Source organism: Streptomyces sp. NPDC005808 (assembly GCF_042871385.1).
GTDB lineage: Bacteria > Actinomycetota > Actinomycetes > Streptomycetales > Streptomycetaceae > Streptomyces.
In genome coordinates, this window is sequence record NZ_JBIAIK010000001.1 from 89,187 (window position 1) to 113,306 (window position 24,120).

The window sequence follows — 24,120 nt, forward strand, 5'->3', positions numbered from 1 at the left end:
GTGTCCGGATATCTGGACCGGTTCGTTGCCGAGGCGCGCAGCCGGGGAGAGCTTGTGGTGCAGCCGCGCATGGGCTTCGGGACGATCGACACGATGCGAGCCGGCCTCCGTGAGGTCGCCGCTCTCGGCATCCCGGCCGTCGGCACCATCACCGTCGACAGTTACACCCGCGTCGGCGACCATGTCAGGCCCCTCGAACGCCTGATGGAGGGAGAGGAGCTCAACGGCTATCCCATCGTCACGCACCGGCCCGAGCGGACCCGCGACATGCTGGACGGTCTCTACGGCCCGTCGTTCCCCATCCAGGTCCGGCACGGTACGGCACTCCCGCAGAAGGTGATCGAGAGTCTGGTGCGGGCCGGCCTGGACACCACCGAGGGCGGCCCCGTCTCCTACTGCCTGCCCTACAGCAGGCTTCCGCTCGCCCAGGCGGTGGAGGCCTGGGCCGAGGGGTGCCGTTTCCTGGCGAACGAAACCGAGCGCGGCCACATCGAGAGTTTCGGTGGGTGCCTGTTGGGGCAACTGTGCCCGCCCTCCCTGCTCGTGGCGATGACCGTCCTGGAGGGCCGGTTCTTCCTGCAGCACGGAGTGCGGTACATGTCGCTCAGCTACGCGCAGGGAACGCACGGAGATCAGGACCGCGGAGCTCTTCGCGCCCTGCGGGAACTGGCCCGGCTGTACCTCGGGGACGCCACGTGGCACGTGGTGCTCTACACCTATATGGGCCTCTTCCCCCGTACTCCGGCCGGCGCGATTGCCCTGATCGGCGACAGCGCGCGGCTGGCCCGGGACACGGGTTGTGAGCGCCTCATCGTGAAGACGGTCTCGGAGGCATGGCAGATACCGAGTGTGGCCGAGAACGTGCGGGCACTCAGACTGGCAGCCACCGCGATGCCTGGCTCCAGGAACGCCGCCCCGGCCCTGGAGGAAGCGTTCTTCGCCGAGGTCCTGGAGGAGGCGCGGTGCATCGTAGACGCCGTCCTCAACCTCGATCCGGATGTCGGTAAGGCCCTGATCAGGGCCTTCGAGACGGGAATCCTCGACATTCCCTTCTGCCTGCACCGCGACAACCGGCACGAGGCGACCTGCACGCTCGACGAGCGGGGGGCCCTCATGTGGGGCAATGCCGGGAATCTACCTATTTCCGGCCGGACCCGGCAGGCCGAGGTGGCACCGCTGCGGTCCGGCGACCTCTACAGAATGCTCAACCACGTCGCTGACCGTTACGACAACGGCCCAGCCGGGCGGCGCATCGTGAGCCGCCCCGGGGAGGAACTCAATGACCGTAGCTTCTGAGCGTTTCAGCGAACTCTTCGGCTCGTTCCCGGCGCCGATCGCGATCGTGACGGCCATGGGGGCGGACGGCGAGCCGATGGGATTCACCAGCAACTCGGTCTGCGCGGTGTCGGCGGCCGTGCCGACGCTCCTCATCTCGGTGGGCGAGGAGTCAAGGACCTTGCCGGCGATCGTTTCTTCACAGGCGTTCGCCGTCAACTTCCTCTCCGCGCTCGGCCAGAGCGCTTCGCAGGTGTTCGCGAGCAAGGCCGCGGACAAGTTCGCGGGCGTGGAGTGGCAGCCGTCGGCCCTCGCGGAAGGCGCACCCCTGCTCGCCGGCATCGCCCTCGGCTACGCGGAGTGCAGGGTCGAGAGCGTGGTCAAGGCGAGCGACCACTGGCTCTTCATCGCCAGAGTGGAAGGCACCGCCGTCTTCCCGCGCGAACCACTGCTCTATCGCAAGGGCCGCTACAGCGTGTGGCGGCCGCAGTACGCCGATTCTGTCGCATGAGGGAAAGGACCCCTGCGTGAACACCCCTCGTATAGCGATCGTCGGCGGCACCGGTGCCGTGGGCCGTACGCTGCTCCACCTCCTCGAGGAGCGGTCCTTTCCGCTCTCGGGACTGCGGTTGATGGCCTCAGAGCGCTCCGCCGGTACGACCGTCACGGCGCTGGGCCTCACCACTGTCGTCGAGGATCTCGCCACGGCCGACTTCACCGGCACCGACATCGCGTTCTTCTCGGCCGGGACCTCGCTGAGCGCACGGTGGGCGGCCAAGGCCGCTGCCTCCGGCGCCCTGGTCATCGACAACACCAACGCCTTCCGGATGGACCCGGACTCCCCGCTGGTGGTTCCCCAGGTCAACGGCGCACTGCTGGCCGAGCGGCCCGTCTCGGGCATCGTCGCCAATCCCAACTGCTCCACCATCCCGCTTGTGCGACTGCTGCGGCCGATGCACGAGGAGTACGGGTTGCGGCAGGTCACCGTCGCGACCTACCAGGCGGCCTCCGGTGGCGGTCAGAGCGGCATCGAGGAGCTGCGCGACGGAACGCGGAACGTGCTCGCGGGCCTGCCCGCGGCCGCCGAGCGGTTCCCCGAGCCGCTGCCTTTCAACGTGGTCCCGGCCATTGACCGGTTCCAGGACGACGGCTTCACCCTCGAGGAGCAGAAGATGCGGCAGGAGTCGCGGCGCATCCTCGGCCTTCCCCGCCTCGACCTGGTCGCCACCTGCGTCCGTGTTCCGGTCGAGAACGGCCACAGCGAGGCTGTCGTCGTCGACTGCGAAAGACCTGTGGATGTCGTGGCGCTGACCAAACTGTTCGCGGCCCAGCCCGAGGCCGAGGTCTGGACGGACCGGGTGCCGACTCCGCGGACGGTGACGGCACGCCCCGACCACGTGCACGTCGGCCGCGTCCGGGTGGACCCCGAGCGGCCGACCCGGGCTCTGTTCTGGCTCGTCGCCGACAACCTGCGCATCGGCGCCGCGCTCAACGCCCTGCAGATCGCCGAACTCGTCGTTGCGGGTGGCCCCACTTCGGCCGTTTGAGCCGGCCCCGTCGAGTGCCTGTGGGGGAGCGACTTCCGGCCTGAGTCTGCCTCGGGTTCCGGCCTGCGCGGCCCCGGCCGCCTACTGATCGGCTCGGGAGCGGGGCATCGCTGCGTGCGTCCACTGAACCAGGCGATCAAGCACCGCCAACACGTCTTCTTGGCGCTGAGCCGGAAGAAAAGGCCACGCCAACCCCGCCGGCGGGGACAACGACACGACTGCCAGACGCGCGACGGCCAGGGCACGGGTCTGTCAAACGAACGGCTCTGTCCTGTAATCGGCTCTGTCCCGTGATCGGGGGAGCGCTGTGTGGTCACTGGAGGGGGATGCGGTGGCGGAGCAGGGGAACCCGGCTCGGCCGGGCATCGGCCTCATGATCTGCTTGGTTCGTGTGTTTCCGCCCTCGGTGCGGCCGTTGTGGTACCGGAGGGTGGGTCCGGCGTCGACGGCGGCTCGGTCGAGTTCGAGGCCGTTCGCGAAGGAGTGCAGGTGGGGCAGGTCAGCGGCGCGGACTGTGGTGATCCAGTCGGTGAGCTTGGTGTCATTGCCCTCGGCTGAGGTGAGTAGCTGGCGAACTCGCTGGTGAGGCGGGCGAGTTCGGTCATCTCGGGGCAGGCCTCGGTGAGTTCCCGCAGGAGTGCGGTGTCGTCGCGCAGGTTCTCGGGGCGGGTGAGCAGGAGGCGGGTGAAGCGCTGCGGGGTGGTGACCGGCTTGTCGCCCTCGGCGCGGCCCTGGGTGATGTAGCGGTAGAGCAGGTTGAGGCTGCCCGTGTAGCCCAGTTCCTTGATCTACCGGAAGAGCTGGAGGACGGGGACGGCCGGGTCCTGTGCGCGGCGGGTGGGCAGGTGGTCGCGGTAGGGGTCGACGAGCGTGGGCTTGTAGCGGGGTGCGCTGCGGTCGCCGGTGGGCTCCTTCATGCGGACACTCTGGCTCGGCTGGATGGCGTGCAGGTGACCGCGTTCATGGTGCGGCACGCCGCGGACGCCGGGAGCGTGTGGTCGGCGAAAGCGCTACGCGTACCGGCTCATGAGCGGATACGGGTCTGCGTAAGGTCCGGCTGTACTTCGCTCGGTCGGCAACGCTCACGCTGCTGGCCAATGCTGGAACGCCGGACCAGGTCCTAGCGGATTGGGCCGGCCACACGTCGGCAGCAACGACCAGGAAGCACTACATCAAAAAGAACCCCAAGACCCTTGGGGCGGCCCGTGACGTGCTCGACAAGCTGCCTTCCCTGGACGCGGCCGTGAGAAACGACCTTCGGTCTAGGGTGTGATATAGCCTCTGACCTGCGTTGATTCCCTGCTTGATAACTCGACGTGTGGGTATTGCCACATCCTGGGTGGCCGGGGCGGCCGCTAGGGTCTGTGCACTGCCTACAAAAACCACGGCCACAAGAGCACCGGCGGCACAGCACCCGTCCCTCCGGTCCGGAGGAGGACCCATGGCGTTCGGCTGGATCGACGAGCAGGCTCAGGCGCGCCGTCGGGCCGGACTCGTCCGCACCCTGCGCCCGCGTCCCGCACACTCCCCGCTGCTCGATCTCGCGAGCAACGACTACCTCGGACTCGCCCGCCACCCTGAGATCACCGAGGCCGCCGCGGCAGCCGCGCGGACGTGGGGCGGCGGAGCCACCGGCTCCAGGCTCGTCACCGGGACCACTGAGCTCCACGGCGAACTCGAACGCGAGCTGGCCGACTTCTGCGGCTTCCAGTCCGCGCTCGTCTTCTCCTCCGGCTACGCGGCCAACCTCGCCGCCGTCACCGCGCTCGCACCGCACGGCTCCCTCGTCGTCTCGGACGCGGGCAACCACGCCTCGCTGATCGACGGCTGCCGACTGGCCCGCGGCACCACCCAGGTCGTGGCACACGCCGACCCCGACGCCGTGCGCAAGGCGCTCGGCACCCACAAGGGACCCGCCGTCGCCGTCTCCGACACGGTGTTCTCGGTGGACGGGGACGCGGCGCCGCTGGCCGCTCTCGCCACCGCCTGCAGGGAGTTCGAGGCCGGGCTGATCGTCGACGACGCGCACGGACTCGGCGTGCTGGGCGACGGCGGCCGGGGCGCTCCCCAGGCGGCGGGCCTGGCGGGCGCCCCGGACGTCGTCGTGACGGTCACGCTGTCCAAGTCGCTGGGCAGCCAGGGCGGCGCCGTCCTCGGCCCCGCACCGGTGATCGACCACCTGGTCAACGCGGCGCGCACCTTCATCTTCGACACCGGTCTCGCGCCCGCGGCGGCGGGCGCGGCCCTCGCGGCGCTGCGACTGCTGCGCCGCGAGCCGGAGCGTGCGGCACGAGCCCGCACGGTCGCGACGGCGCTCCACAGCGGCCTGACGGCCGAAGGCCTGGAAGCGGTACGACCCGACGCCGCCGTCGTCTCCGTGCGTGCGCCGTCCCCCGAACGGGCCGTACGGTGGGCCGCCGACTGCCGCGAGGCGGGACTCGCTGTCGGCTGCTTCCGCCCACCGTCCGTGCCCGACGGCATCTCCCGGCTGAGGCTGACCGCACGCGCGGACCTCACCGACGCACAGATCGAGCACGCGGTACGGGTGATCGGCTCAACCCGATGATGCTCGGTCCTCTTCGATGACGCTCATCCCGTGGCGGTGATGCTCAGCCCAGGGCGACGATGCTCAGCTCAGTCCGGCGATGAATCCCTCCCAGGTGGCGGGGGTGAACAGCAGGGCGGGACCTGCCGTGTTCTTGGAATCGCGGACGGCCACGAGTCCGGACCAGATTCCTGGGCCCGGCCGGGCCGTCTCGACGCAGTTGTTCATCCCCGTACTTCGGCTGCTGCGCAGCCAGCGCACGTCGTGCAGCGAAGTACTGGAAGGTACGTACCGAGGCAGTGCAGACATGGTGCCTCCTTACGCGCCGTCACCTATCACGGCGATGTAATCCAATGAGTCCTCGGGCGAAAGGGCTTGGATCTGAAGAGCGTTGAAGGCCTCGCTGTAGGCCTCTAGGTCTTCTTTCCGTTCGAGATAGAGGCTACTCGTCAAGTGGTCTAGAACAACCACATCCAGATCAGATGTGTTCGGAAATGAGAAGATAACGAAAGGTCCTGTGACTCCGATATGAGCCCCGGCGGCGAACGGGAGAACCTGAAGCCGCACTTGGGGCAGGGTGGCGGCCTCCCGCAGCCGGTGCAGCTGGCGTGCCATGACTTCCGGACCGCCGACGTCCCGTCGTAGGACCGCCTCGTCCAGGACGGCGCTCAGTTTCAGCGGCGGATTCGAACGCAGCACGTCCTGCCGGGCCAGGCGCACCTCGACGAGCGTGTCGAGCTTGCCGTCCTCAAGTCCCCCTACGGCGGCCTGCGTCACCGCACGGGCGTACTCGGGCGTCTGCAGCAACCCCGGCACCACGCACGTCTCCAGTGTGCGCATTTCGCTGGCCTGGGACTCCAGACTGATGAAGTCGCGGTACGCCGGCGGCAGGACACCCCGGTAGGCATGCCACCAGTGGTGCCGTCCGTCACCCTCCGCGCCCGCCAGTGCGACCAGGAGATCCCGTAACTCGGGTTCCTCGACGGCGTACGCGTCCAGGAGCCGTTCCACGTCGGGGGGTTTGACACCGCTGGTGCCCGTCTCGATCCGGCTCACCTTCGACTGGTGCCACCCCAGGAGGCGGGCCACCTCGCCGCTGGTGAGACCCGCGCCGACGCGCAGGGAGCGCAGTTCGGCACCGAGCTTACGGCGGCGTACTGCGGGACCGTTCTGCATGGCCGTACTCCTTACTCCTTCCGAGCCGCCCAAATACGGTCCTCCGTCGCAGAGTTCACCGCTTCGAGCGACAGATATATGCATATCTCCGTGGATCGCACCCGTGACGGGCCTGGTAATGGCAGTCTGGCGCGAAGCACCAGTCCGGGACCGTACTCGAACCATCCGCTCCGTGTCGGACCCCGGTCCCGTGGGAAAGGGACGACCGCGCCATGGCAGACCACCAGGAAGCATCCGTCACTCTGCCGAGCGATCCAGCCTCGGTCTCCGCTGCCCGGAGATTCGTCGCCGAAGTGCTGGCGGAATGGGGTCTGCCGAGTGACTCCGAAGTCGCCGACACCGTACGCCTGATCGTGTCCGAACTAGCCACCAACGCCGTCCAGCACACTTTCGGGCAGTCGCCCACCTTCAGAGTGGACGTCCGCCTCGACCGGGACGAACACCTGCGCCTCGGCGTCACCGACAGTCACCCACGGTTCCCCAAACGGCTGCCCGCCGCCGTCCAGCAGGACAACGGGCGCGGCATGGTGATCATCCGCTGGCTGACCGCCGAGTGCGGCGGCAGACTCACCGTCCGGCCCACCCGTGAAGGCGGCAAGACCATCGCCATCGAACTGCCCTGGACGGCGCCGGCCGAGCCGGTGGTGACGGCGGGGGGGCCGCAGGAGCCCTGAGGACCATGGAGAGGACCACGGAGACAGAGAAGGCAGCGGCACGCGCTCACGCGGCTGGGTCTGATCCTCTTCCGCGACTTTCCGCGACTTTCCGCGATCGTCTGCGATCGTCCGCGATCCTCCGCGGCGGACGAGGAGCACCGATCCGCTGAACGCGGGCATCTGCACATACAGGCCGGGGTGGGTGGGCCAGGAGGAGACCCGGTCGATGGCGGGTTCGGCGTTCTGCTGGAACAGCGCTCGGCGCACGGCGGCGGGCGCGTGAAGAGGGCGGCGGCCATGGGTGGACGACTCACCGGTTCGTCCCCGTTCAAGCCAGGTTTCGCGTCCCGTGGGGGTGGCGGCGTGGGCCGTCACCCCCACGGACGGGTCAGCTGACCCGTCCGTACCAGACGCTCTTCGTCCAGATCTTCTGGAGCTTTACGACCTCACCCGACTTCGGGGAGTGCCAGATCTTTCCCTTCCCGGCGTAGATGCCGACGTGATACACGCTCCGGCCCGAGTGGAAGAACACCAGGTCTCCGGCCTTGCGCTTCGAGGCGGAGACATGGTGGGTCTTGTTGTACTGCGCCGCGGCCGTACGAGGCAGCTTCTTGCCTGCCTTCTTGTACGAGTAGAGCGTGAGCCCGGAGCAGTCGAAGCGGCGTGGCCCAGCGGCGCCGTACTTGTACGGGGAGCCCTTCTTGGAAGCCGCGACCTGGAGTGCCTTCGTCGCCGTAGTGGCCGCCTGAGCGTCGGATGCGACGCCCGGGACCACGAGGCTGCCGCCCACGGCGGCGATGGTGAGGGCCGAGGCCGTACCGGCCCTTGTCCACAGCGACGGGACGTGATTGAGCGCAGTCATGCGCAACCCTTCGTCAACCGCCTGTGAAGGATGACCTGTCGGATTCGGGCTGGCGAAGTAGCCCGGCCGCGTGGTGCGGCTTCACCCCAAGGACCGCCCGGATGTCTCCGGCGGACCGTCGTGCTGGGTCCTCCACTCCTGCCGATGCACATCTGTCGACCGGTCATCCGGGCGGCGGCAGGACTCGGCGTCCGCCCGGACCGCCCCGCCGCTGCGGCGGGGGCTTGTCGTCGCAAGGGATCTTCACGCATAGATGTCGGAAAGTCCGAGCGGAATCGGCAGTTTGTGGGCTTACTCACCACTCACCCGTTCGGGTGGACACTCTGCCGTTCGAGCGAGTGTCCAGAAGGCCGACGACGCCCGTACCAGCGACGGAGGGCTCAAGTCCGCATCCGCGCTACGCGCGTTGCGCAACTTCTCCGCGCCGTTGAAAGGACCCGCGTCTACGCCGATCGGGGGTACACCATCCGGGCCGTTTGAAGCCCGGGCCGGACGCCTCGCGGATCGACGTGTGCGGCGGCCCGGGGTGCCTATGCGTCAGCCGCACGGTGTGACTGCGTCAACTTTCGGCACGGGGTGGCAGGGTGACGCGGGCCGCCCGCCGTTCGCCGTCCAGGACGCGCAGCGCCTGTGCCAGGGTCGGGGCGTGCACCTCGCTCTCGCCACGCTGGTGCATCAGCGCGAGGGCGTCCCGCAGCGCCGTCGCCTTGGCCACCAGAGCCTGAGCGGCCCTCAGCCCTCGGTAGGTGTCCCCGGGGCGGGCCGGGTTGATGCGGCCGAGCAGGTCGACCACGTCCAGGTAACGGTCTATCAACTCCGCTTCCGCGCGCGTCAGTGCGGGCAGCGGCGGCAGTTCGGGTGGGAGCATCGGCCGCTCACCTCGCGCCGGGTGTGGGCCGAGGAGCCTTGCGGCTCGGGATGACCCCGTCGATCAGCCCGTACGCGAGCGCCGCCGGCGCGTCCAGAATCTTGTCCCGTTCGATGTCCGCGGCGACCCGCTCCGGACTCTGACCTGTGTGCCGCACGAGCATCTCCTCCAGCATCCTCCGAGTACGCGTCAACTCCTCGGCCCGGATGGCCAGATCAGAAGCCTGCCCCTGGATCGGCTCGGGAAACGACGGCTGGTGGATCAGCACACGCGCACCCGGCAGCGCGAACCGCTTTCCCGCCGTACCGCCGGCCAGCAGCACGGCCGCTGCCGACGCGGCCTGCCCGAGGCAGATGGTCTCCACGTCACAGGTCACGAACCGCATCGTGTCGTAGATGGCGGTCATCGCGCTGAACGAGCCGCCGGGGGAGTTGATGTACAGCGAGATGTCCCGGTCCGGCTCCACGTGCTCCAAGTGCATGAACTGCGCCATGACGTCGTTCGCCGAGGTGTCGTCGATCGGCGTCCCGAGGAACACGATCCGCTCCTCGAACAACTTCGAGTAAGGGTCCAGGGTTCGTTGCCCCGAACTCGTGCGTTCGGTGAACTCGGGCAGGACATAGCGGGCGGACGGGCTGTCCATGGCGCGCGCCTCCTCTGGTCGACCTGATCGGCATCTGTAAAAAATGTACAGGACGTACGCTCGGTCGACGGCGTGATCGCTCTCGGCGGAAGGTGTCAGGGCCCGGTCTAAGCTGGAGGGCATGGCCTACGAGATTCCGGTGACGCAAGCCAGGGCTGAGCTCGCCGATCTGATCAACCGCGTGGTGTACGGCGGCGAGCGCGTCGTCGTGACGCGGCATGGCAAGCCCCTCGTCGCCCTGGTCTCCGCCGCCGACCTGGAACGCCTCGAAGAACTCCAGGACCCCGCGTCCGAGCGCGTGGTCAGCTCCTACCCCAGCGCCCGCGAGGCCGCGCCCGCTCCGCGCGAGCGACAGAGGTTCGGCATCGCGGCGGAGCACCGGGGGCCCAACGCGTCGTAGGCGCTGGGCCGTTCGGTGAAGCGGCGAGCAGCTGCGAGCAACGGTCATAAGGCGGGGGTGGGGGGGGGGGGGGGGGGGGGGGCGCCCCCCCCCCCCCCCCCCCCCCACCCCCACCTTCGTGACGGCCCGCCTGGCGCCGGTGATCCACTGCGGTGAACCGCCGCGGCAGTTTGCCCCAGTCGTGGTGAACCGCCGCGGCAGTTTGCCCCGATCCTGCGGATGATCCGCCTGGGCGGCACGCGATCCCGCATCCCTGAACCGCTGGCGAGCCGATACCCCCACGGAACCGGCCATGCGCACCCGCCTCGGCAGCCGGGCCCGCCCCGCGGTCAGATCCCGTGCGGCGCGCGGTGCGCGTCCGCTCTCGCGGCGCGTCGCCAACCGTGCGGCCTTGCGTCAGTTCACCAGTGCGGGCTCCCGTGCGGTGACTGTCTCGGCGGTGGCCGATCGACGTCGTTTGAGCGTGCTGCCCAGCAATACCGCTCCCAGGCCGAGCGTGGCCCACCAGCTCAGGGTCAGTGCGGGCCCGGTCGCGGCGGCACCGTCGAAGAACGACACCGAGCGCAGCAGTGACGCACCCGTTCCCGGCGGCAGCCACTGGCCGATGGCGCCGGCCGGCTCGGGCAGCATCTCCGGCGCCGAGGACGCGCCGGAGAAGGGGTTGTTAGCTGCTCTCGGCTAAGTGTCCATGAGTGTCCTTGAGATGTCATGAGTGTCGTATGGTCTTGTGTATGAACCTGACGGAATGGGCACGCGCACAGGGGATCGCCCCGCGTACTGCGTACCGCTGGTTCCGTGAGGGCACGTTGCCGGTCCCTGCGGAACGAGTGGGACCGCGCACGATCCTGGTGAATATGGAGGCGAACGCCTCACCCGATGTGACCGGTGGTGTGGGTCTGTATGCCCGTGTCTCCTCTCACGATCAGAAGCCGGATCTGGAGCGGCAGACCGTCCGGTTGTCGGCGTGGGCGGCGAAGGCCGGACACAAGGTCGTCCGTGTCGAATCCGAGATCGCCTCGGGAATGGACGGCTGCCGGTCCAAGGCGAAGCGGCTACTGGCCGATCCGAAGGTGACCACGGTCGTGGTCGAGCACAAAGACCGTCTCGGCCGGATGAACGTCGAACTGGTCGAGGCCGCCCTGTCCGCCACGGGCCGCCGCCTGGTCGTGCTCGATGACGGCGAGGTGGAAGACGACCTGGTGCGGGACATGGCCGAAGTGCTGACCTCGTTCTGTGCCCGCCTGTACGGGCGCCGGTCGGCGGAAAACCGGGCGCAGAAGGCCCTTGAGGCGGCTGCCGCCGATGAGTGAGCCGAAGAAGAAGCTCCGCACAATCGAGGACCCGTTCGTTGTGCTCGGCCCGTCCGGAGTGGCGATACGCGACCGCCTCAAGCACCTCACCGGCGAGGACGACAAGGTGTTGCGCCTGGTCGGCGCCCACCTCGGACGCCTGGCGTCGCTGGACCTCAAGACCCGGTGCGCCGACGGGCTGGACCACAACAGCGACTCGTGGGCGGCACGGAAGCAGGGCCTGACCGCAGACTCGTCGTCCCGCTGGGCGGGTGCGATCACGAAGGCCACCCACGATCAGTGGGCGCTGTCCCGGCGCTGCCAACTCGCCCACATCCAAGGGCTTGAAGCCGGCGTGCGCACGCTGATGCACCGCCTGTCCCAGCCGATCGGCGAGAAGGGCACCAAGCGGACACCCGGCGGATACCGCAGCAAGAACGAGTGGTTCCACAAGTCCCGCCGCCTGGCGACTCTGGAACACAGGCTCGATGAGGCCCGCGCCGAGCGTGAGGCGGGTGTCGTGCACGTCGTGCGCGGCGGCCGGCGCCTCCTGGGAAACCGTCACAACCTCCAAGCCGCCCAGCTCACCGAGCCCCAGTGGCGCAACCGGTGGGAAACGGAACGCTGGTTCCTCGCTGCTGACGGCGAGTCCGGCAAGAAGCACGGGAACGAGACGATCCGTGTCACCTGCGACGGCGAGGTCAGCATCAAGCTGCCCGCCCCGCTCGCCCACCTGGCCAACTCTCCACGCGGCCGGTACGTCCTCGCCTCGAAGGTTGCTTTCGCGCACCGGGGCACCGAATGGCGCGACCGTATCGAAGCGAACCGGGCCGTGGCCTACCGCATCCACCTGGACGTGGCCCGAGAGCGCTGGTATCTCACCGCCTCGTGGACAATCCCGCCGGTCGAGACCGTGCCTCTGGAGACCGCCCGCGCCGAAGGCATGATCGGCGTCGACACCAACGCCGACCACTTCGCCGCCTACCAACTCGACCGGCACGGCAACCCCGTCGGCGCACCACGCTGCTTCTTCTACGACCTGTCCGGCACCTCCGATCACCGCGACGCACAGATCCGGCACGCCATCAGCCGCTTGCTGCAATGGACAACGCGGTGCGGCGTCAAGGCCATCGGCCTGGAGAACCTGGACTTCACCGCCGAGAAGACCCGCGAGAAACACGGCCGCAGGAAGCGGTTCCGTCAGCTCATCTCCGGCATCCCCACCGGCAAACTCAAAGCCCGGCTCGTCTCCATGGCCGCCGCGCACGGCCTGTCCATCGTGGCCGTCGATCCGGCATACACATCGATGTGGGGCGATCAGCACTGGCGCAAGCCCCTGACCAGCAAGACCCGCAAGATGTCCCGACACGATGCCGCAGGCATCGCGATCGGACGACGCGCCCTCGGACACCCGATCCGGCGACGGACGGCACCGCCCCCACATGACCAGAGTGATCGTGCGGGGCATCGGACCGCCCAGGCCGGACCAGGTGACCGAGGGCGTGAGGGAACCCGCCCACCCGTCACGGAACGTGCACACGATGCACGTCGCCGGACCGGGGCTCAGCGAACGCGGGAACCCAGCGCATCCAACACCGTTGGGGATGCGCGCAGTTCCGGGAACTGGCAGCAAATGTCACTCCTGGACACTGTTTAGGAACGGTTGCCGAGCAGGACGACCAGGGAAGCGCCGATCGCGATGCCGGGCGGTCCGACGAGCGCCGCGAGCCCAGCGCTGGCGCCACTCGCCGCCAGCGTCGACAGGCTCAGCACACCGGCCTCGGCCCACCGGTCGCCGGTGAGGACGCCGAGCCAGTTGTGGGTGAGCGTGGCGGCCACCAGGCCGACCAGGATGGCCGAGCCGGTCAGTGCTCCGACGGCGCGGACGCGGCGGAGCCCGAGCAGAGTCACGATGGACCCCGCGGCCACGCCGGCCAGCCCCATGGGGAGCACGCTCGACGTCAGGGCCGCGCCTCGCGGATCCTCCGCCGGGGCGGGGACCACGTCGACGGTGGTGATGCTCGTGCCCTCCGGGGCCTGCGCGGTCACCGCTTGCTGGAGCATCTGGGCGACCAGCGGGCTCGCCGCGGACGCCGTCAACAGCCGGGACCCTGTTCGGTGGCGACTATCGCGCCGTATACGGTCCGGTCTTCGACGGCGTCCCGGGCGGCGGCCTCATCGGCGTACCGGTGGATCTCGAAGGCGCCGTCCTGGTGGTCCAGTTGCTTCTCTGTCGGCGTGGTCGCCGTCGCCGAACCCGCCACACCGAGAGGCAGGTCGCGGGGCGCGGTAGAACCTCGACGGCGCGGCCGTCTGCTTCAACCGCAACGGGTTCCATGCCACGTCGATGCAGGACGTGCTGAAGGAGATCGACCTCTCGGCCGGGGCCGTATACCGCTACTTCAGCGGCAAGGAGGAGTTGATCGGCGCCATCGTCACCGAGGTGCTCGACGAGGTCCGCGAGACGTTCGAGGAGGGTGCCCGGCAGAGCCCGCCGCCACCGCCCGATGTGCTCCTGGGGTGGGTTCTGACCAAGATGCTGGACAAGAGGCCGTGGCTGACTCACGAGGGGGAGTCGATCCTCCCCCGCCTGATCATCCAGGTCTGGGCCGAAACGCTGCGCAACGAACACTTGTCGACGGTCATCAATGACGGGTACGCCAAGGTCAGAGGGGGGTGGATCAAGGTGGTCGAGGCCTATCAGGACACGGGCATGATGCGGGACGACGTGCCGGCCGAGAGCGTCGCGCGCATCATGATCGCCCTGGCTCAGGGGTACCTGGCGCAGCTGGCCCTGTTCGGTGACGTGCCCGTCTCGATGCTGCAGGACGGTCTGCGGGGTCTGATGAGCATGGGAGAAGCCGGCTTGCGGCCATGAGCGGATCAGCCGTGGTCACCGCGGAGCCTCCTCATGGTCACGGGCGGAGTCTCCTCGCCGTCGCGGATGGACTTTTCGCGGTCGCGGATGGGCCCCTCGCGGTCCCGAATGGACCTTTCGCGGTCCCGGATGGATCAAAGGCTGGTTAACGTCGTTGAAACGCCGTCCAACTAGCCTGCGCATCCACGCCACCAGGGGTTTTGGTGGCTGCGGCCACCGGGCCCCGCACGGTCCGGAGCAAGGACTGTGAGGTGGGACGCCGTGCAACTGACCCCGCACGAGCAAGAGAGGCTGCTGATTCATGTGGCCGCCGACGTGGCCGAGAAGCGCCGGGCCCGTGGACTGAAACTGAACCATCCCGAGTCTGTCGCGCTCATCACGTCGCACATCCTCGAAGGCGCGCGTGACGGCCGTACCGTCGCCGAACTGATGTCTTCCGGACGCAAGATCCTCACCCGGGCCGACGTCATGGACGGCATCCCCGAGATGATCCACGACGTCCAGGTCGAGGCGACCTTCCCGGACGGCACCAAGCTCGTCACCGTCCACGATCCGATCGTCTGACGGGGAAGCGAGAGCCATGATCCCCGGAGAGATCCTGTTCGCCGACGGGCCCGTCACCTTCAACGAAGGCCGTGAGGTCACCCGGCTGACCGTCCTCAACGCCGCCGACCGGCCCGTCCAGGTCGGCTCCCACTACCACTTCGCAGAGGCCAACCCGGGTCTGGAGTTCGACCGCGCCGCCGCGCGCGGCAAGCGGCTGAACGTCGCTGCCGGCACCGCCGTGCGCTTCGAGCCCGGGATCCCCGTCGACGTCGAACTCGTTCCGCTCGCCGGTGCCCGTGTGGTGCCCGGACTGCGCGGCGAGACCGGAGGTGCCCTCGATGCCTGAGATCTCGCGTGCCGCGTACGCCGACCTGTTCGGCCCGACCACCGGCGACCGCATCCGGCTCGCCGACACCGATCTGCTGATCGAGATCGAGGAGGACCGCAGTGGCGGCCCGGGACTCGCCGGTGACGAGGCGGTGTTCGGCGGCGGCAAGGTCATCCGCGAATCGATGGGCCAGTCTCGCGCCACGCGCGCGGACGGCACCCCGGACACGGTCATCACGGGTGTGGTGATCGTCGACCACTGGGGGATCGTCAAGGCCGACCTCGGCATGCGCGACGGCCGGATCACCGGCATCGGCAAGGCCGGCAACCCGGACACCATGGACGGCGTGCATCCCGACCTGGTGATCGGACCGGAGACCGAGATCATCGCGGGCAACGGGCGGATCCTGACCGCGGGTGCCGTGGACGCGCACGTCCATCTGATCTGCCCGCAGATCGCCGACGAGGCGCTGGCCTCGGGGATCACCACGCTGGTCGGCGGTGGCACCGGTCCGGCCGAGGGCTCGAAGGCGACGACGGTCACTCCCGGCCCCTGGCATCTGGCGCGGATGCTGGAGGCGATGGAGGGGTACCCGCTCAACTTCGGTCTGCTGGGCAAGGGCAACACCGTCTCGCGCGACGCGATGATGTCGCAGATCCGCGGCGGAGCGCTCGGCCTCAAGATCCACGAGGACTGGGGGTCCACGCCCGCCGCCATCGACGCCGCGCTGACCGTCGCCGACCGGACCGGTATCCAGGTCGCCATCCACACGGACACGCTGAACGAGTCCGGCTTCGTCGGCGACACCCTCGCCGCCATCGCCGGACGCGGCATCCACGCGTACCACACCGAGGGCGCCGGCGGCGGGCACGCGCCCGACATCATGACCGTGGTCTCCGAACCGCACGTGCTGCCCAGCTCCACGAACCCGACCCGGCCCTACACCGTCAACACCGCCGAGGAACACCTCGACATGCTGATGGTGTGCCACCACCTGAACGCGGCGGTGCCCGAGGACCTGGCCTTCGCCGAGTCCCGGATCCGGCCCTCGACAATCGGGGCCGAGGACATCCTGCACGACCTCGGCGCCATCTCGATCATCTCCTCGGACTCCCAGGCAATGGGCCGGGTCGGCGAGGTCATCATGCGGACCTGGCAGACGGCGCACGTGATGAAGCGGCGCCGCGGGTCCCTCCCCGGTGACGGCCGTGCGGACAACCACCGTGTGCGTCGCTATGTCGCCAAGTACACGATCAACCCCGCACTCGCACAGGGTCTCGCCCGCGAGATCGGCTCCGTGGAGACCGGCAAGCTCGCCGACCTCGTGCTCTGGGAGCCCGCGTTCTTCGGGGTCAAGCCGCACCTGGTCATCAAGGGCGGGCAGATCGCCTACGCGCAGATGGGCGACGCCAACGCTTCCATCCCGACGCCGCAGCCGATTCTGCCGCGCCCGATGTTCGGGGCGATCGGGAGGGCGCCGGCGTCCAACTCGTTCAACTTCGTCGCTCCGCTCGCCATCGAGGACGGACTGCCGGAGCGGCTCTCGCTCGGGAAGCGCTTCGTCGCCATCGAATCGACGCGGGCGGTCACCAAGGCGGACATGCGCGAGAACGACGCGCGGCCACGCGTCCGGATCGACCCGGACAGCTTCGCCGTGCATATCGACGGGGAGCTGGTCGAGGCGACTCCGGCCGCCGAACTGCCCATGGCCCAGCGTTACTTCCTCTTCTGATGTCCAGGGCAGCGCTTCTCGTCCTGGCCGACGGCCGCTTTCCCGCAGGGGGTCACGCGCACTCCGGCGGGGCCGAGGCCGCCGTGAAGGCCGGGCGCATCACCGGTGCGGCGAGCCTGGAGGACTTCTGCCGGGGTCGGTTGCACACGGCGGGGCTCGTGTCGGCCTCGCTGGCGGCGGCCGCCGCGATCGGAGTCGACCCGGTGGCGCTGGACGCGGCCGCGGACGCCCGTACGCCGTCGCCGGCCCTGCGCGGCGCCGCACGTCGGCTCGGGCGGCAGTTGATGCGGGCGGCCCGGGCGACCTGGCCGTCCGCCGAACTCGACGCACTGGCGCGGGAGTTCCCCAAGGGGGCGCATCAGCCGGTGGTGCTGGGGCTGGCGGCGCGGGCTGCCGGGCTCGGGCCCGATGACGCCGCGTACTGCTCCGTGTACGAGGCGGTCAGCGGGCCGGCGACGGCGACGGTGCGGTTGCTGAGTCTGGATCCGTTCGATGCCACCGGGGCGCTGGCCCGGCTCGCGCCGGAGCTGGACCAGGTGGCGCGTGCTGCCGCCGAGGCCTCTCGGCGCGCGCTCGAAGACGGGATCGACTCGCTGCCTGCTGCCTCCGCGCCGCTGCTGGAGATCAGTGCGGAGGTGCATGCGGCTTGGCCTGTACGGCTGTTCGCGTCGTAGAGTTTTTCGCCCCCTCCGCCCCTACCCGTCCCGTATCCGGGGGCTGCCGCCCCCAGACCCCCGCCATCGGCCTGGACGGCCTCGTCCTCGAACGCCGGACGGGCTGAAAGATCTCCGGCCGGGCCTTGAATCTGGAGCCGCCACCATGCACCTCGACCACTCCCACGACGGGCCCTCCGCCCTCAGCGCTGACGCCCACCGCCCCGACGGCAGTCGCCGTGCCCTTCGTATTGGGCTCGGCGGGCCGGTCGGCTCGGGCAAGACCGCGACCGTTGCCGCCCTCTGCCGGGTACTGCGCGAGGAGTTGTCGCTCGCTGTCGTGACGAACGACATCTACACGCGTGAGGACGCCGAGTTCCTGTTGCGGGAAGCGGTGTTGCCGCCCGAGCGGATCACCGCTGTCGAGACAGGGGCCTGCCCGCACACCGCGATCCGGGACGACATCTCCGCCAACCTCGAAGCGGTCGAGGACCTGGAGGACGAGGTCGGGCCGCTGGACCTCATCCTTGTCGAGTCCGGGGGTGACAATCTCACCGCGACCTTCTCCAAGGGACTGGTCGACGCACAGATCTTCGTGATCGACGTGGCAGGCGGCGACGACATCCCGCGCAAGGGCGGGCCCGGGGTCACCACCGCCGACCTGCTGGTCGTCAACAAGACGGACCTCGCGCCTTACGTGGGCTCGGACCTGGGGCGGATGGCGGCGGACGCGAAGGCGCAGCGGGCCGAACTGCCGGTGGTGTTCCAGTCGTTGCGGGCCGAGGGCGGGGTCGGTGACGTCGCCGCGTGGGTGCGGGAGCGGCTCGCCGCGTGGACGGCATGACGGCAGGGGTCCGGGCCACCGCACGGATCGCGGCGCGGGACGACGGCCGGGGCGGTACCTCCCTGCCGGTGCTGGACGGGGACGGGCCGCTCGCACTGCGGCGCACCCGGGGCGTCGGATCCGAGGCGCGGGTCATGCTGGTCGGCGCGATGAGCGGTCCGCTGGGCGGTGACCACTTCACCGTGCAGGCGGAGGCCGCCGAAGGTGCCCGGCTGCACATCAAGTCGGCGGCCGCCACCATCGCCCTGCCGGGGCAGGCCAAGGGCGAGTCGCGCTACGACGTACGCCTGAAGGTCGCCGGCGGGGGCGAACTGTGCTGGCTGCCCGAGCAGTTGATCTCCGTCAACGGGAGCGATCTCCGCGTCTCCTCGAGTATCGAGCTGGCGGCGGGCGCCCGGCTGGTCTTCCGGGAGGAGCAGGTGCTCGGCCGTGCCGGTGAGGAACCCGGGCGACTCAGCAGCCGGCTCACCGTGCGGCTAGGCGGACGGATGCTGCTGGACCAGGAGGTGGCGTGCGGACCCGGCGCCCCCGGCGGCTGGGACGGTCCCGCTGTCCTGGCAGGGCAGCGCGCGCTGGGGCAACTCCTCGTCGTACGGCCTGGGTTCGCCGAGAAGCCGGTGCAGGCGAGGCTCCTTGGCGAGTACGCCTCGCTCATGCCGCTCGCAGGGCCCGCCGTGCTCGTGACCGCGCTGGCGTCCGACGGGCTGAGGCTGCGGCGGGTGCTGGACGAGGCGCTGAACTCACTCCGCCAGCACATGTGACGTGGGTCTCTCCGCTCAACGGGGTATGCCTCACCGGTTATCGGATGAGTAAAGAAACCCCCGCCACATCTGTTCTCAGGGACCCCACAGCCGAAAGGATCCACGTACCAATCGCAACAATGTACGGGGAGGTCCCACTTGAGGGGCATCAGACCGACGAAACGGGTGACAGCGCTCGGTTCGGCCGGAGCGCTCGTCACGGCGACCCTGATAGCCGGAGCGGTGGCGGCTCCGTCGGCCACCGCCGACGCCGGCCGCGGGCAGGACCGTGAGGCACGTGGCGCGGCGATCGCCGCCGCCAAGGCGGCCAGGGCCGGGATCGACTGGCAGGACTGTCCGGCAGACTGGGCCCTCGCGAAGCCGATCCAGTGCGGCTGGGTCACCGTCCCGCTCGACTACGCCCACCCGAACGGTAAGCAGATCAAGCTCGCCGTCGACCGCATCGGGAACACGGGCACGAAGGAGGAGCGCCAAGGCGCCCTCGTGTACAACCCGGGCGGCCCTGGCGCCTCCGGCCTGCGTTTCCCGACGAGGGTCACCAACAAGAACCCGATCTGGGCGAACACGGCCAAGGCGTACGACTTCGTGGGCTTCGACCCGCGCGGCGTCGGCCACTCGGCGCCCATCTCCTGCATCGACCCGCAGGAGTTCGTGAAGGCGCCCAAGGCCGACCCCGTCCCGGACTCCGAGGCGGACAAGCTCGCGCAGCGCAAGCTGGCCGCCGAGTACGCGGACGGCTGCGCCGAGCGCAGCGGCGAGATGCTGCCGCAGATGACCACGCCGAACACCGCGCGCGACCTGGACGTCATCCGGGCCGCACTCGGCGAGAAGAAGCTCAACTTCCTGGGCGTCTCCTACGGCACGTACCTCGGCGCCGTCTACGGCACGCTCTTCCCGGGGCACGTCCGTCGCATGGTCGTCGACAGCGTCGTCAACCCGTCGCGCGAGAAGATCTGGTACGAGGCCAACCTCGACCAGGACGTCGCCTTCGAGGGCCGCTGGAAGGACTGGGAGGACTGGGTCGCCAAGAACGACGCGACCTTCCACCTCGGTGACACCCGGGCCGAGGTGCAGGACCAGTGGCTGAAGCTGCGGGCCACCGCCGAGGCGAACCCGATCGGCGGGGTCGTCGGTCCCGCCGAGCTGATCGGCTTCTTCCAGAGCGCCCCGTACTACGACTCCTCGTGGGTGCCCGTCGCCACGGTGTTCAGCAAGTACGTCGCCGGTGACACCCAGGCGATCGTCGACGCCGCCGCACCCGACCTGTCGGACACCGCGGGCAACGCCTCCGCGGAGAACGGCAACGCCGTCTACACCGCGGTCGAGTGCACCGACGCCAAGTGGCCCACCAGTTGGCAGAAGTGGGACCGGGACAACACGCTGCTCAACAAGGACTATCCGTTCATGACCTGGGCCAACGCATGGATGAACCTGCCGTGCGCCACCTGGGGGGTCAAGCAGCAGACCCCGGTCGACGTCAAGACCGGCAAGGGGCTGCCGACCGTCCTGATCGTGCAGTCCACGAATGACGCCGCCACCCCGTACGAGGGCGCCGTCGAACTGCACAAGCGTTTCAAGGGCTCCCGCCTGATCACCGAGAAGGACGCGGGCTCGCACGGCGTGACCGGCCTGGTCAACCCGTGCATCAACACGCGGGTGGACACCTACCTGCTCACCGGGAAGACGGACGCGGCCGACGTGACCTGCGCGCCGCACGCCACGCCCAAGCCGTAAGGCATGAGGGCTTGAAGTGCGGGGCGGCCGGTTTCCCGGCCGCCCTGTACTCATGTCGCCGACGTCGCCAACCAGGCATCCTCGGCCGCGTAGACGTACAAATCTGACTCAACTGAGCGGGATGCGCGGGAACTTGCGGGCCTTCTCCGCCTTCTCGGCGGTCTCCTCGGCCTTGACGACGGCGGCGTACCGGTCGACGTACTCCTGCTCGGAGAGGGTGAGGATGGCGTACATGATCTCGTCGGTGATGGCGCGCAGGATGGCCTTCTCGTTCTCCATCCCGGCATAGCGGGAGAAGTCGAGAGGCTTGCCGAAGCGGATGGAGACGGGGTGGATCTTCGGGATCTTCCGGCCCGGCGGCTGGGCCTCGAAGGTGCCGATCATCGCGCAGGGGATGACGGGTGCCTGGGCCTTCAAGGCCATCACCGCGACGCCGACCTTGCCCTTGTAGAGGCGGCCGTCGTGGGAGCGGGTGCCCTCGGGGTAGATGCCGAGCAGCTCGTCCTTGCTCAGGACGCCGAGCCCCTCGCGGATCGCGGCCTGGCCGGCGTCCTTGCCGGAGCGGTCCACCGGGATCTGCCCGGCGCTGCGGAAGAAGAAGGCGATCAGGCGGCCCCTGACGCCGGGGCCGGTGAAGTACTCGGCCTTCGCCAGGAAGGTGATGCGGCGCTTGAGGATCGCGGGCATCAGGAAGTGGTCGGAGAAGGACAAATGGTTGCCCGCGATGATCGCCGCGCCCGACGACGGGATGTGCTCAAGGCCCTCGATCCGGGGCCGGAAGACCAGTCTCAGCAACGGACCCAGAAGCACGTATTTGAGCACGTAGTAGAACATCGGGGCGCTCCTCACTCCGGCGGTCGGCTCGACCGCGCCGTGTTCTAGCAGGTCAGCGGGCATGCGGTGAGGTGTCAGTGTAGGGGCAGGTGCGGCCCGACGGCACTGTGCCCGACCGGACTCGGACCGATGCCGGGCCGTTGTCCGACCGGACAGGTACTCACGTCCGGCCGCTGTTTCCTGACCGTATGTCATGCCGAGTGGAGTGCCACGGAGGTGGCGTGGAGCGCGCTGAGGTCGTCCTGCCGGGCTCGGCGGAGCGCCGAGCCGTTGTCCTTGCACCGATCCAGAGGGGGCGGCATCAGAGGCTGACGGCCCCGACCATCCGGCGCCTTTGTTCGCAGCCCTGCTCAGCGCCCTTTTCGGGTGACCCTGAGGGCGGGAGGCAAACGCTCTTCCGGTCCTTCGACGGCACAGCGCGGACAGTCCCGGGCCCGGCGTCACTCCCCGCGCTGCGTCGGCACACTCCTAGACGCGCCGCGCCCCCTGAGCCAGAACCCTCTCCAACGCGCCGAGAGCCGACCGCAGTTCCTCGCCCGTGATGGTCAGCGGCGGGGCCAGCCGGATCGTCGAACCGTGAGTGTCCTTGACCAGCACCCCCTCCCGCATCAGGCCCTCGCTGATCTCACGCCCCGTGCCGATGGCGGGATCGATGTCCACGCCTGCCCAGAGCCCGCGCGAGCGGAAGCCCTCGACGCCCCTGCCCACCAGCGCGTCCAGGCCCTCCCGCAGGAGTACGCCCAGCTCGGCCGCCCTGCGCTGGAATTCGCCGGTCTCCAGCAGTTCCACGACCGCCGAACCGACCGCAGCGGCGAGCGGATTGCCGCCGAACGTCGAGCCGTGCTCACCGGGACGCAGTACTTCCAGTACGTCCCGGCGCCCGACCACCGCGGAGACCGGCACGATGCCGCCGCCGAGTGCCTTGCCGAGGAGGAGAAGGTCCGGCACGACGGCCTCATGGTCGACGGCGAGGGTGGTGCCGGTGCGGCCGAGGCCCGACTGGATCTCGTCCGCGATGAACAGACAGCCCTTGCGGCGGGTCAGTTCGCGGACCCCGGTGAGGTAGCCGTCGGCCGGGATGACGACGCCCGCCTCGCCCTGGATGGGCTCGATCAGCACCGCCGCCGTCGTCTCGTCGACGGCCGCTTCGAGCGCGGCGAGGTCGTTGTACGGGACGATCCGGAAACCCGGCGTGAAGGGCCCGAAGCCGGCCCGGGCTGTCTCGTCCGTGGAAAAGCTGACGATGGTCGTCGTACGGCCGTGGAAGTTGTCGGCGGCCACCACGATCGTCGCCCGGTCCGGTGCGACGCCCTTCACCTCGTACGCCCACTTCCGGGCCACCTTGACGGCGCTCTCCACCGCCTCGGCACCCGTGTTCATGGGCAGCACCATGTCCAGGCCCGTCAACTCGGCCAGCGACCGGGCGAACTCGGCGAGCCGGTCGTTGTGGAAGGCACGCGAAGTGAGCGTCAGCCGGTCGAGCTGGCGGTGTGCGGCCTCGATCAGCACCGGATTGCGGTGGCCGAAGTTGAGGGCGGAGTAGCCCGCCAGCATGTCGAGATAGCGGCGGCCCTCGACGTCCTCGACCCAGGTGCCCTCCGCGCGGGCGACGACCACGGGCAGCGGATGGTAGTTGTGCGCGAGGACGGGCGCCTCGGCGCGGATCAGCTCGTCGGACGTCTGTGTGAGCGCGGGAGCGGTCATGAGCGGATCTCCTGGGTGCAGCACTTGATGCCACCGCCGGCCTTGTGGAACTCCGAGAGGTCGACGGGGACGGGGACATAGCCGTGGTCCGCGAGCCGGCCCGCGAGCGCCTCGGCCTGCGGCGAGACGAAGACGTGCCGGCCGTCGGAGACGGAGTTGAGGCCGAAGGCCATGGCGTCTTCCTGGGTGGCGAGCACCGCGTCGGGGAAGAGGCGCGCGAGCACCTCCCGGCTGCCGGGCGAGAACGCCTCCGGGTAGTAGCAGATGTTCTCCTCGTCCAGCACGAACAGCGCGGTGTCGAGGTGGTAGAAGAGCGGGTCCACCAGCTTGAGGCTGATCACCGGGACGCCGAAGAACTCCTGCACCTCGTGATGGGCCTCGCGAGTCGTACGGAATCCGGTGCCGGCCAGGATGAACCGGCCGGTGGGGATCAGATCGCCCTCGCCCTCGCACACCGACTCGGAGCGGTAGACGTCGAAACCGGCCGACTTGAACCAGGTCTCGTAGACGGTGGACTCGGGGCGCCGCTGGGGCGCGTGGAAGTACGAGCCGAAGACGCGGCCGGCCAGGACGAGCGCCGAATTCGCCGCGAACACCATGTCCGGGAGGTCGGCGACCGGCTCGACGGCGTCGACGGTGTGACCGTGGGTGCGGTAGGCGCGGATCAGCGCCTGCCACTGGTCCTGGGCGAGGTCCACGTCCACGGGCGTGTCCGGGTGCATCCAGGGATTGATCGCGTACTGCACGGCGAAGTGTCTGGGTTCGCAGACGAGAAAGCGCCGAAGGCGCGGCACACGGCTGTCAGGCACAGAGAGATTCCTCCGCTTTCCCGCGGTGGTGGCTGA

General features: G+C 69.4%; 23 protein-coding genes, 4 pseudogenes and 1 riboswitch. Of the genes and pseudogenes, 16 read left to right on the top strand and 11 right to left on the bottom strand.

The features are described from left to right. From ACFYPC_RS00405 to ACFYPC_RS00415, 3 genes are read left to right on the top strand one after another with little or no spacing between them, the layout of a single operon-like run. Positions 1 to 1,296 carry a methylaspartate mutase gene (locus tag ACFYPC_RS00405; RefSeq protein WP_388668335.1) on the top strand — a complete coding sequence of 432 codons (1,296 nt, stop codon included), beginning with the start codon at positions 1 to 3 and terminating at the stop codon, positions 1,294 to 1,296. Beyond that, positions 1,280 to 1,786, top strand: a complete 507-nt coding sequence (locus ACFYPC_RS00410) for a flavin reductase family protein (protein WP_388668338.1) — start codon at positions 1,280 to 1,282, stop codon at positions 1,784 to 1,786. The genes ACFYPC_RS00405 and ACFYPC_RS00410 overlap by 17 nt, the downstream gene beginning before the upstream one ends. A 16-nt stretch (positions 1,787 to 1,802) precedes the next feature. Then, positions 1,803 to 2,822: an aspartate-semialdehyde dehydrogenase gene (locus tag ACFYPC_RS00415; protein ID WP_388668341.1), complete on the top strand. Its 1,020-nt coding sequence runs from the start codon at positions 1,803 to 1,805 to the stop codon at positions 2,820 to 2,822. Positions 2,823 to 3,135: 313 nt separating this feature from the next. Here ACFYPC_RS00415 and ACFYPC_RS00420 read toward each other — a convergent pair. Further along, positions 3,136 to 3,742: pseudogene (locus ACFYPC_RS00420) on the bottom strand (transposase); the annotation flags it as partial. Between the two features lie 521 nt (positions 3,743 to 4,263). On the opposite strand from ACFYPC_RS00420, the gene ACFYPC_RS00425 reads away from it, so the two are divergent. Further along, positions 4,264 to 5,388: an 8-amino-7-oxononanoate synthase gene (locus ACFYPC_RS00425; protein ID WP_388668344.1), complete on the top strand. Its 1,125-nt coding sequence runs from the start codon at positions 4,264 to 4,266 to the stop codon at positions 5,386 to 5,388. Positions 5,389 to 5,451: 63 nt separating this feature from the next. Here the strand turns inward: ACFYPC_RS00425 and ACFYPC_RS00430 are convergent, their stop codons facing one another. After that, positions 5,452 to 5,676, bottom strand: coding sequence for a DUF397 domain-containing protein (locus ACFYPC_RS00430; protein ID WP_388668347.1), 225 nt, complete (start codon positions 5,674 to 5,676; stop codon positions 5,452 to 5,454). Positions 5,677 to 5,685: 9 nt separating this feature from the next. Next, complete coding sequence (locus tag ACFYPC_RS00435) at positions 5,686 to 6,543, bottom strand: helix-turn-helix domain-containing protein (protein ID WP_388668350.1); 858 nt, start codon at positions 6,541 to 6,543, stop codon at positions 5,686 to 5,688. 212 nt (positions 6,544 to 6,755) lie between these two features. Between ACFYPC_RS00435 and ACFYPC_RS00440 the strand changes: the two genes are divergently transcribed. Then, positions 6,756 to 7,217, top strand: a complete 462-nt coding sequence (locus tag ACFYPC_RS00440; RefSeq protein ID WP_388668353.1) for an ATP-binding protein — start codon at positions 6,756 to 6,758, stop codon at positions 7,215 to 7,217. Between the two features lie 370 nt (positions 7,218 to 7,587). On the opposite strand, the gene ACFYPC_RS00445 is transcribed toward ACFYPC_RS00440, so the two are convergent. The 3 genes from ACFYPC_RS00445 to ACFYPC_RS00455 form a co-directional block, all read right to left on the bottom strand. After that, positions 7,588 to 8,061, bottom strand: a complete 474-nt coding sequence (locus tag ACFYPC_RS00445) for a C40 family peptidase (RefSeq protein ID WP_388668356.1) — start codon at positions 8,059 to 8,061, stop codon at positions 7,588 to 7,590. A gap of 3 nt (positions 8,062 to 8,064) precedes the next feature. Further along, positions 8,065 to 8,229: riboswitch (cyclic di-AMP (ydaO/yuaA leader) on the bottom strand. A gap of 391 nt (positions 8,230 to 8,620) precedes the next feature. Next, positions 8,621 to 8,929 carry a hypothetical protein gene (locus tag ACFYPC_RS00450; RefSeq protein ID WP_388668358.1) on the bottom strand — a complete coding sequence of 103 codons (309 nt, stop codon included), beginning with the start codon at positions 8,927 to 8,929 and terminating at the stop codon, positions 8,621 to 8,623. 7 nt (positions 8,930 to 8,936) lie between these two features. Continuing rightward, a complete protein-coding gene (locus ACFYPC_RS00455) occupies positions 8,937 to 9,572 on the bottom strand; it encodes an ATP-dependent Clp protease proteolytic subunit (RefSeq protein WP_388668361.1) in 636 nt (211 codons plus the stop codon). 121 nt (positions 9,573 to 9,693) lie between these two features. Between ACFYPC_RS00455 and ACFYPC_RS00460 the strand changes: the two genes are divergently transcribed. Next, a complete protein-coding gene (locus ACFYPC_RS00460; protein ID WP_388668364.1) occupies positions 9,694 to 9,972 on the top strand; it encodes a type II toxin-antitoxin system Phd/YefM family antitoxin in 279 nt (92 codons plus the stop codon). Between the two features lie 396 nt (positions 9,973 to 10,368). Here ACFYPC_RS00460 and ACFYPC_RS00465 read toward each other — a convergent pair. Then, positions 10,369 to 10,635, bottom strand: a pseudogene (locus ACFYPC_RS00465) (ABC transporter permease); the annotation flags it as partial. 68 nt (positions 10,636 to 10,703) lie between these two features. Between ACFYPC_RS00465 and ACFYPC_RS00470 the strand changes: the two are divergent. Next, positions 10,704 to 11,282: an IS607 family transposase gene (locus ACFYPC_RS00470; RefSeq protein WP_388668367.1), complete on the top strand. Its 579-nt coding sequence runs from the start codon at positions 10,704 to 10,706 to the stop codon at positions 11,280 to 11,282. Beyond that, positions 11,275 to 12,918, top strand: a complete 1,644-nt coding sequence (locus ACFYPC_RS00475; RefSeq protein ID WP_388668370.1) for an IS200/IS605 family accessory protein TnpB-related protein — start codon at positions 11,275 to 11,277, stop codon at positions 12,916 to 12,918. The genes ACFYPC_RS00470 and ACFYPC_RS00475 overlap by 8 nt, the downstream gene beginning before the upstream one ends. A gap of 5 nt (positions 12,919 to 12,923) precedes the next feature. On the opposite strand, the pseudogene ACFYPC_RS00480 reads toward ACFYPC_RS00475, so the two are convergent. Next, a pseudogene (locus ACFYPC_RS00480) lies at positions 12,924 to 13,552 on the bottom strand (ABC transporter permease); the annotation flags it as partial. A 5-nt stretch (positions 13,553 to 13,557) separates the two neighbouring features. Here ACFYPC_RS00480 and ACFYPC_RS00485 point away from each other — a divergent pair. From ACFYPC_RS00485 to ACFYPC_RS00520, 8 genes and pseudogenes are all read left to right on the top strand, one after another. After that, positions 13,558 to 14,139, top strand: a pseudogene (locus ACFYPC_RS00485) (TetR/AcrR family transcriptional regulator); the annotation flags it as partial. A gap of 261 nt (positions 14,140 to 14,400) precedes the next feature. Beyond that, a complete protein-coding gene (locus ACFYPC_RS00490; protein ID WP_365444797.1) occupies positions 14,401 to 14,703 on the top strand; it encodes an urease subunit gamma in 303 nt (100 codons plus the stop codon). A gap of 16 nt (positions 14,704 to 14,719) precedes the next feature. Then, positions 14,720 to 15,031, top strand: a complete 312-nt coding sequence (locus tag ACFYPC_RS00495) for an urease subunit beta (protein WP_385728474.1) — start codon at positions 14,720 to 14,722, stop codon at positions 15,029 to 15,031. Beyond that, positions 15,024 to 16,745 (top strand): urease subunit alpha, encoded by a 1,722-nt coding sequence (locus ACFYPC_RS00500; protein WP_388668375.1) that lies wholly within the window; start codon positions 15,024 to 15,026, stop codon positions 16,743 to 16,745. Before ACFYPC_RS00495 ends, ACFYPC_RS00500 begins: the two co-directional genes overlap by 8 nt. Further along, positions 16,745 to 17,419 (top strand): urease accessory protein UreF, encoded by a 675-nt coding sequence (locus ACFYPC_RS00505; protein WP_388668379.1) that lies wholly within the window; start codon positions 16,745 to 16,747, stop codon positions 17,417 to 17,419. The genes ACFYPC_RS00500 and ACFYPC_RS00505 overlap by 1 nt, the downstream gene beginning before the upstream one ends. A 145-nt stretch (positions 17,420 to 17,564) precedes the next feature. Next, positions 17,565 to 18,242, top strand: coding sequence for an urease accessory protein UreG (gene ureG, locus ACFYPC_RS00510; RefSeq protein ID WP_388668382.1), 678 nt, complete (start codon positions 17,565 to 17,567; stop codon positions 18,240 to 18,242). Continuing rightward, a complete protein-coding gene (locus ACFYPC_RS00515) occupies positions 18,239 to 19,003 on the top strand; it encodes an urease accessory protein UreD (RefSeq protein ID WP_388668385.1) in 765 nt (254 codons plus the stop codon). The genes ureG and ACFYPC_RS00515 overlap by 4 nt, the downstream gene beginning before the upstream one ends. 138 nt (positions 19,004 to 19,141) lie before the next feature. Next, positions 19,142 to 20,737, top strand: a complete 1,596-nt coding sequence (locus tag ACFYPC_RS00520; RefSeq protein ID WP_388668388.1) for an alpha/beta hydrolase — start codon at positions 19,142 to 19,144, stop codon at positions 20,735 to 20,737. A gap of 108 nt (positions 20,738 to 20,845) precedes the next feature. On the opposite strand, the gene ACFYPC_RS00525 is transcribed toward ACFYPC_RS00520, so the two are convergent. The 3 genes from ACFYPC_RS00525 to ddaH all read right to left on the bottom strand — a co-directional run bounded on the left by ACFYPC_RS00525 (position 20,846) and on the right by ddaH (position 24,084). Next, positions 20,846 to 21,571, bottom strand: a complete 726-nt coding sequence (locus tag ACFYPC_RS00525; protein ID WP_388669951.1) for a lysophospholipid acyltransferase family protein — start codon at positions 21,569 to 21,571, stop codon at positions 20,846 to 20,848. Positions 21,572 to 22,039: 468 nt separating this feature from the next. Then, complete coding sequence (gene rocD, locus ACFYPC_RS00530) at positions 22,040 to 23,275, bottom strand: ornithine--oxo-acid transaminase (protein WP_388668391.1); 1,236 nt, start codon at positions 23,273 to 23,275, stop codon at positions 22,040 to 22,042. Next, positions 23,272 to 24,084, bottom strand: coding sequence for a dimethylargininase (ddaH, locus tag ACFYPC_RS00535; RefSeq protein ID WP_388668394.1), 813 nt, complete (start codon positions 24,082 to 24,084; stop codon positions 23,272 to 23,274). Before ddaH ends, rocD begins: the two co-directional genes overlap by 4 nt. Between the last annotated feature and the right edge of the window lie 36 nt (positions 24,085 to 24,120).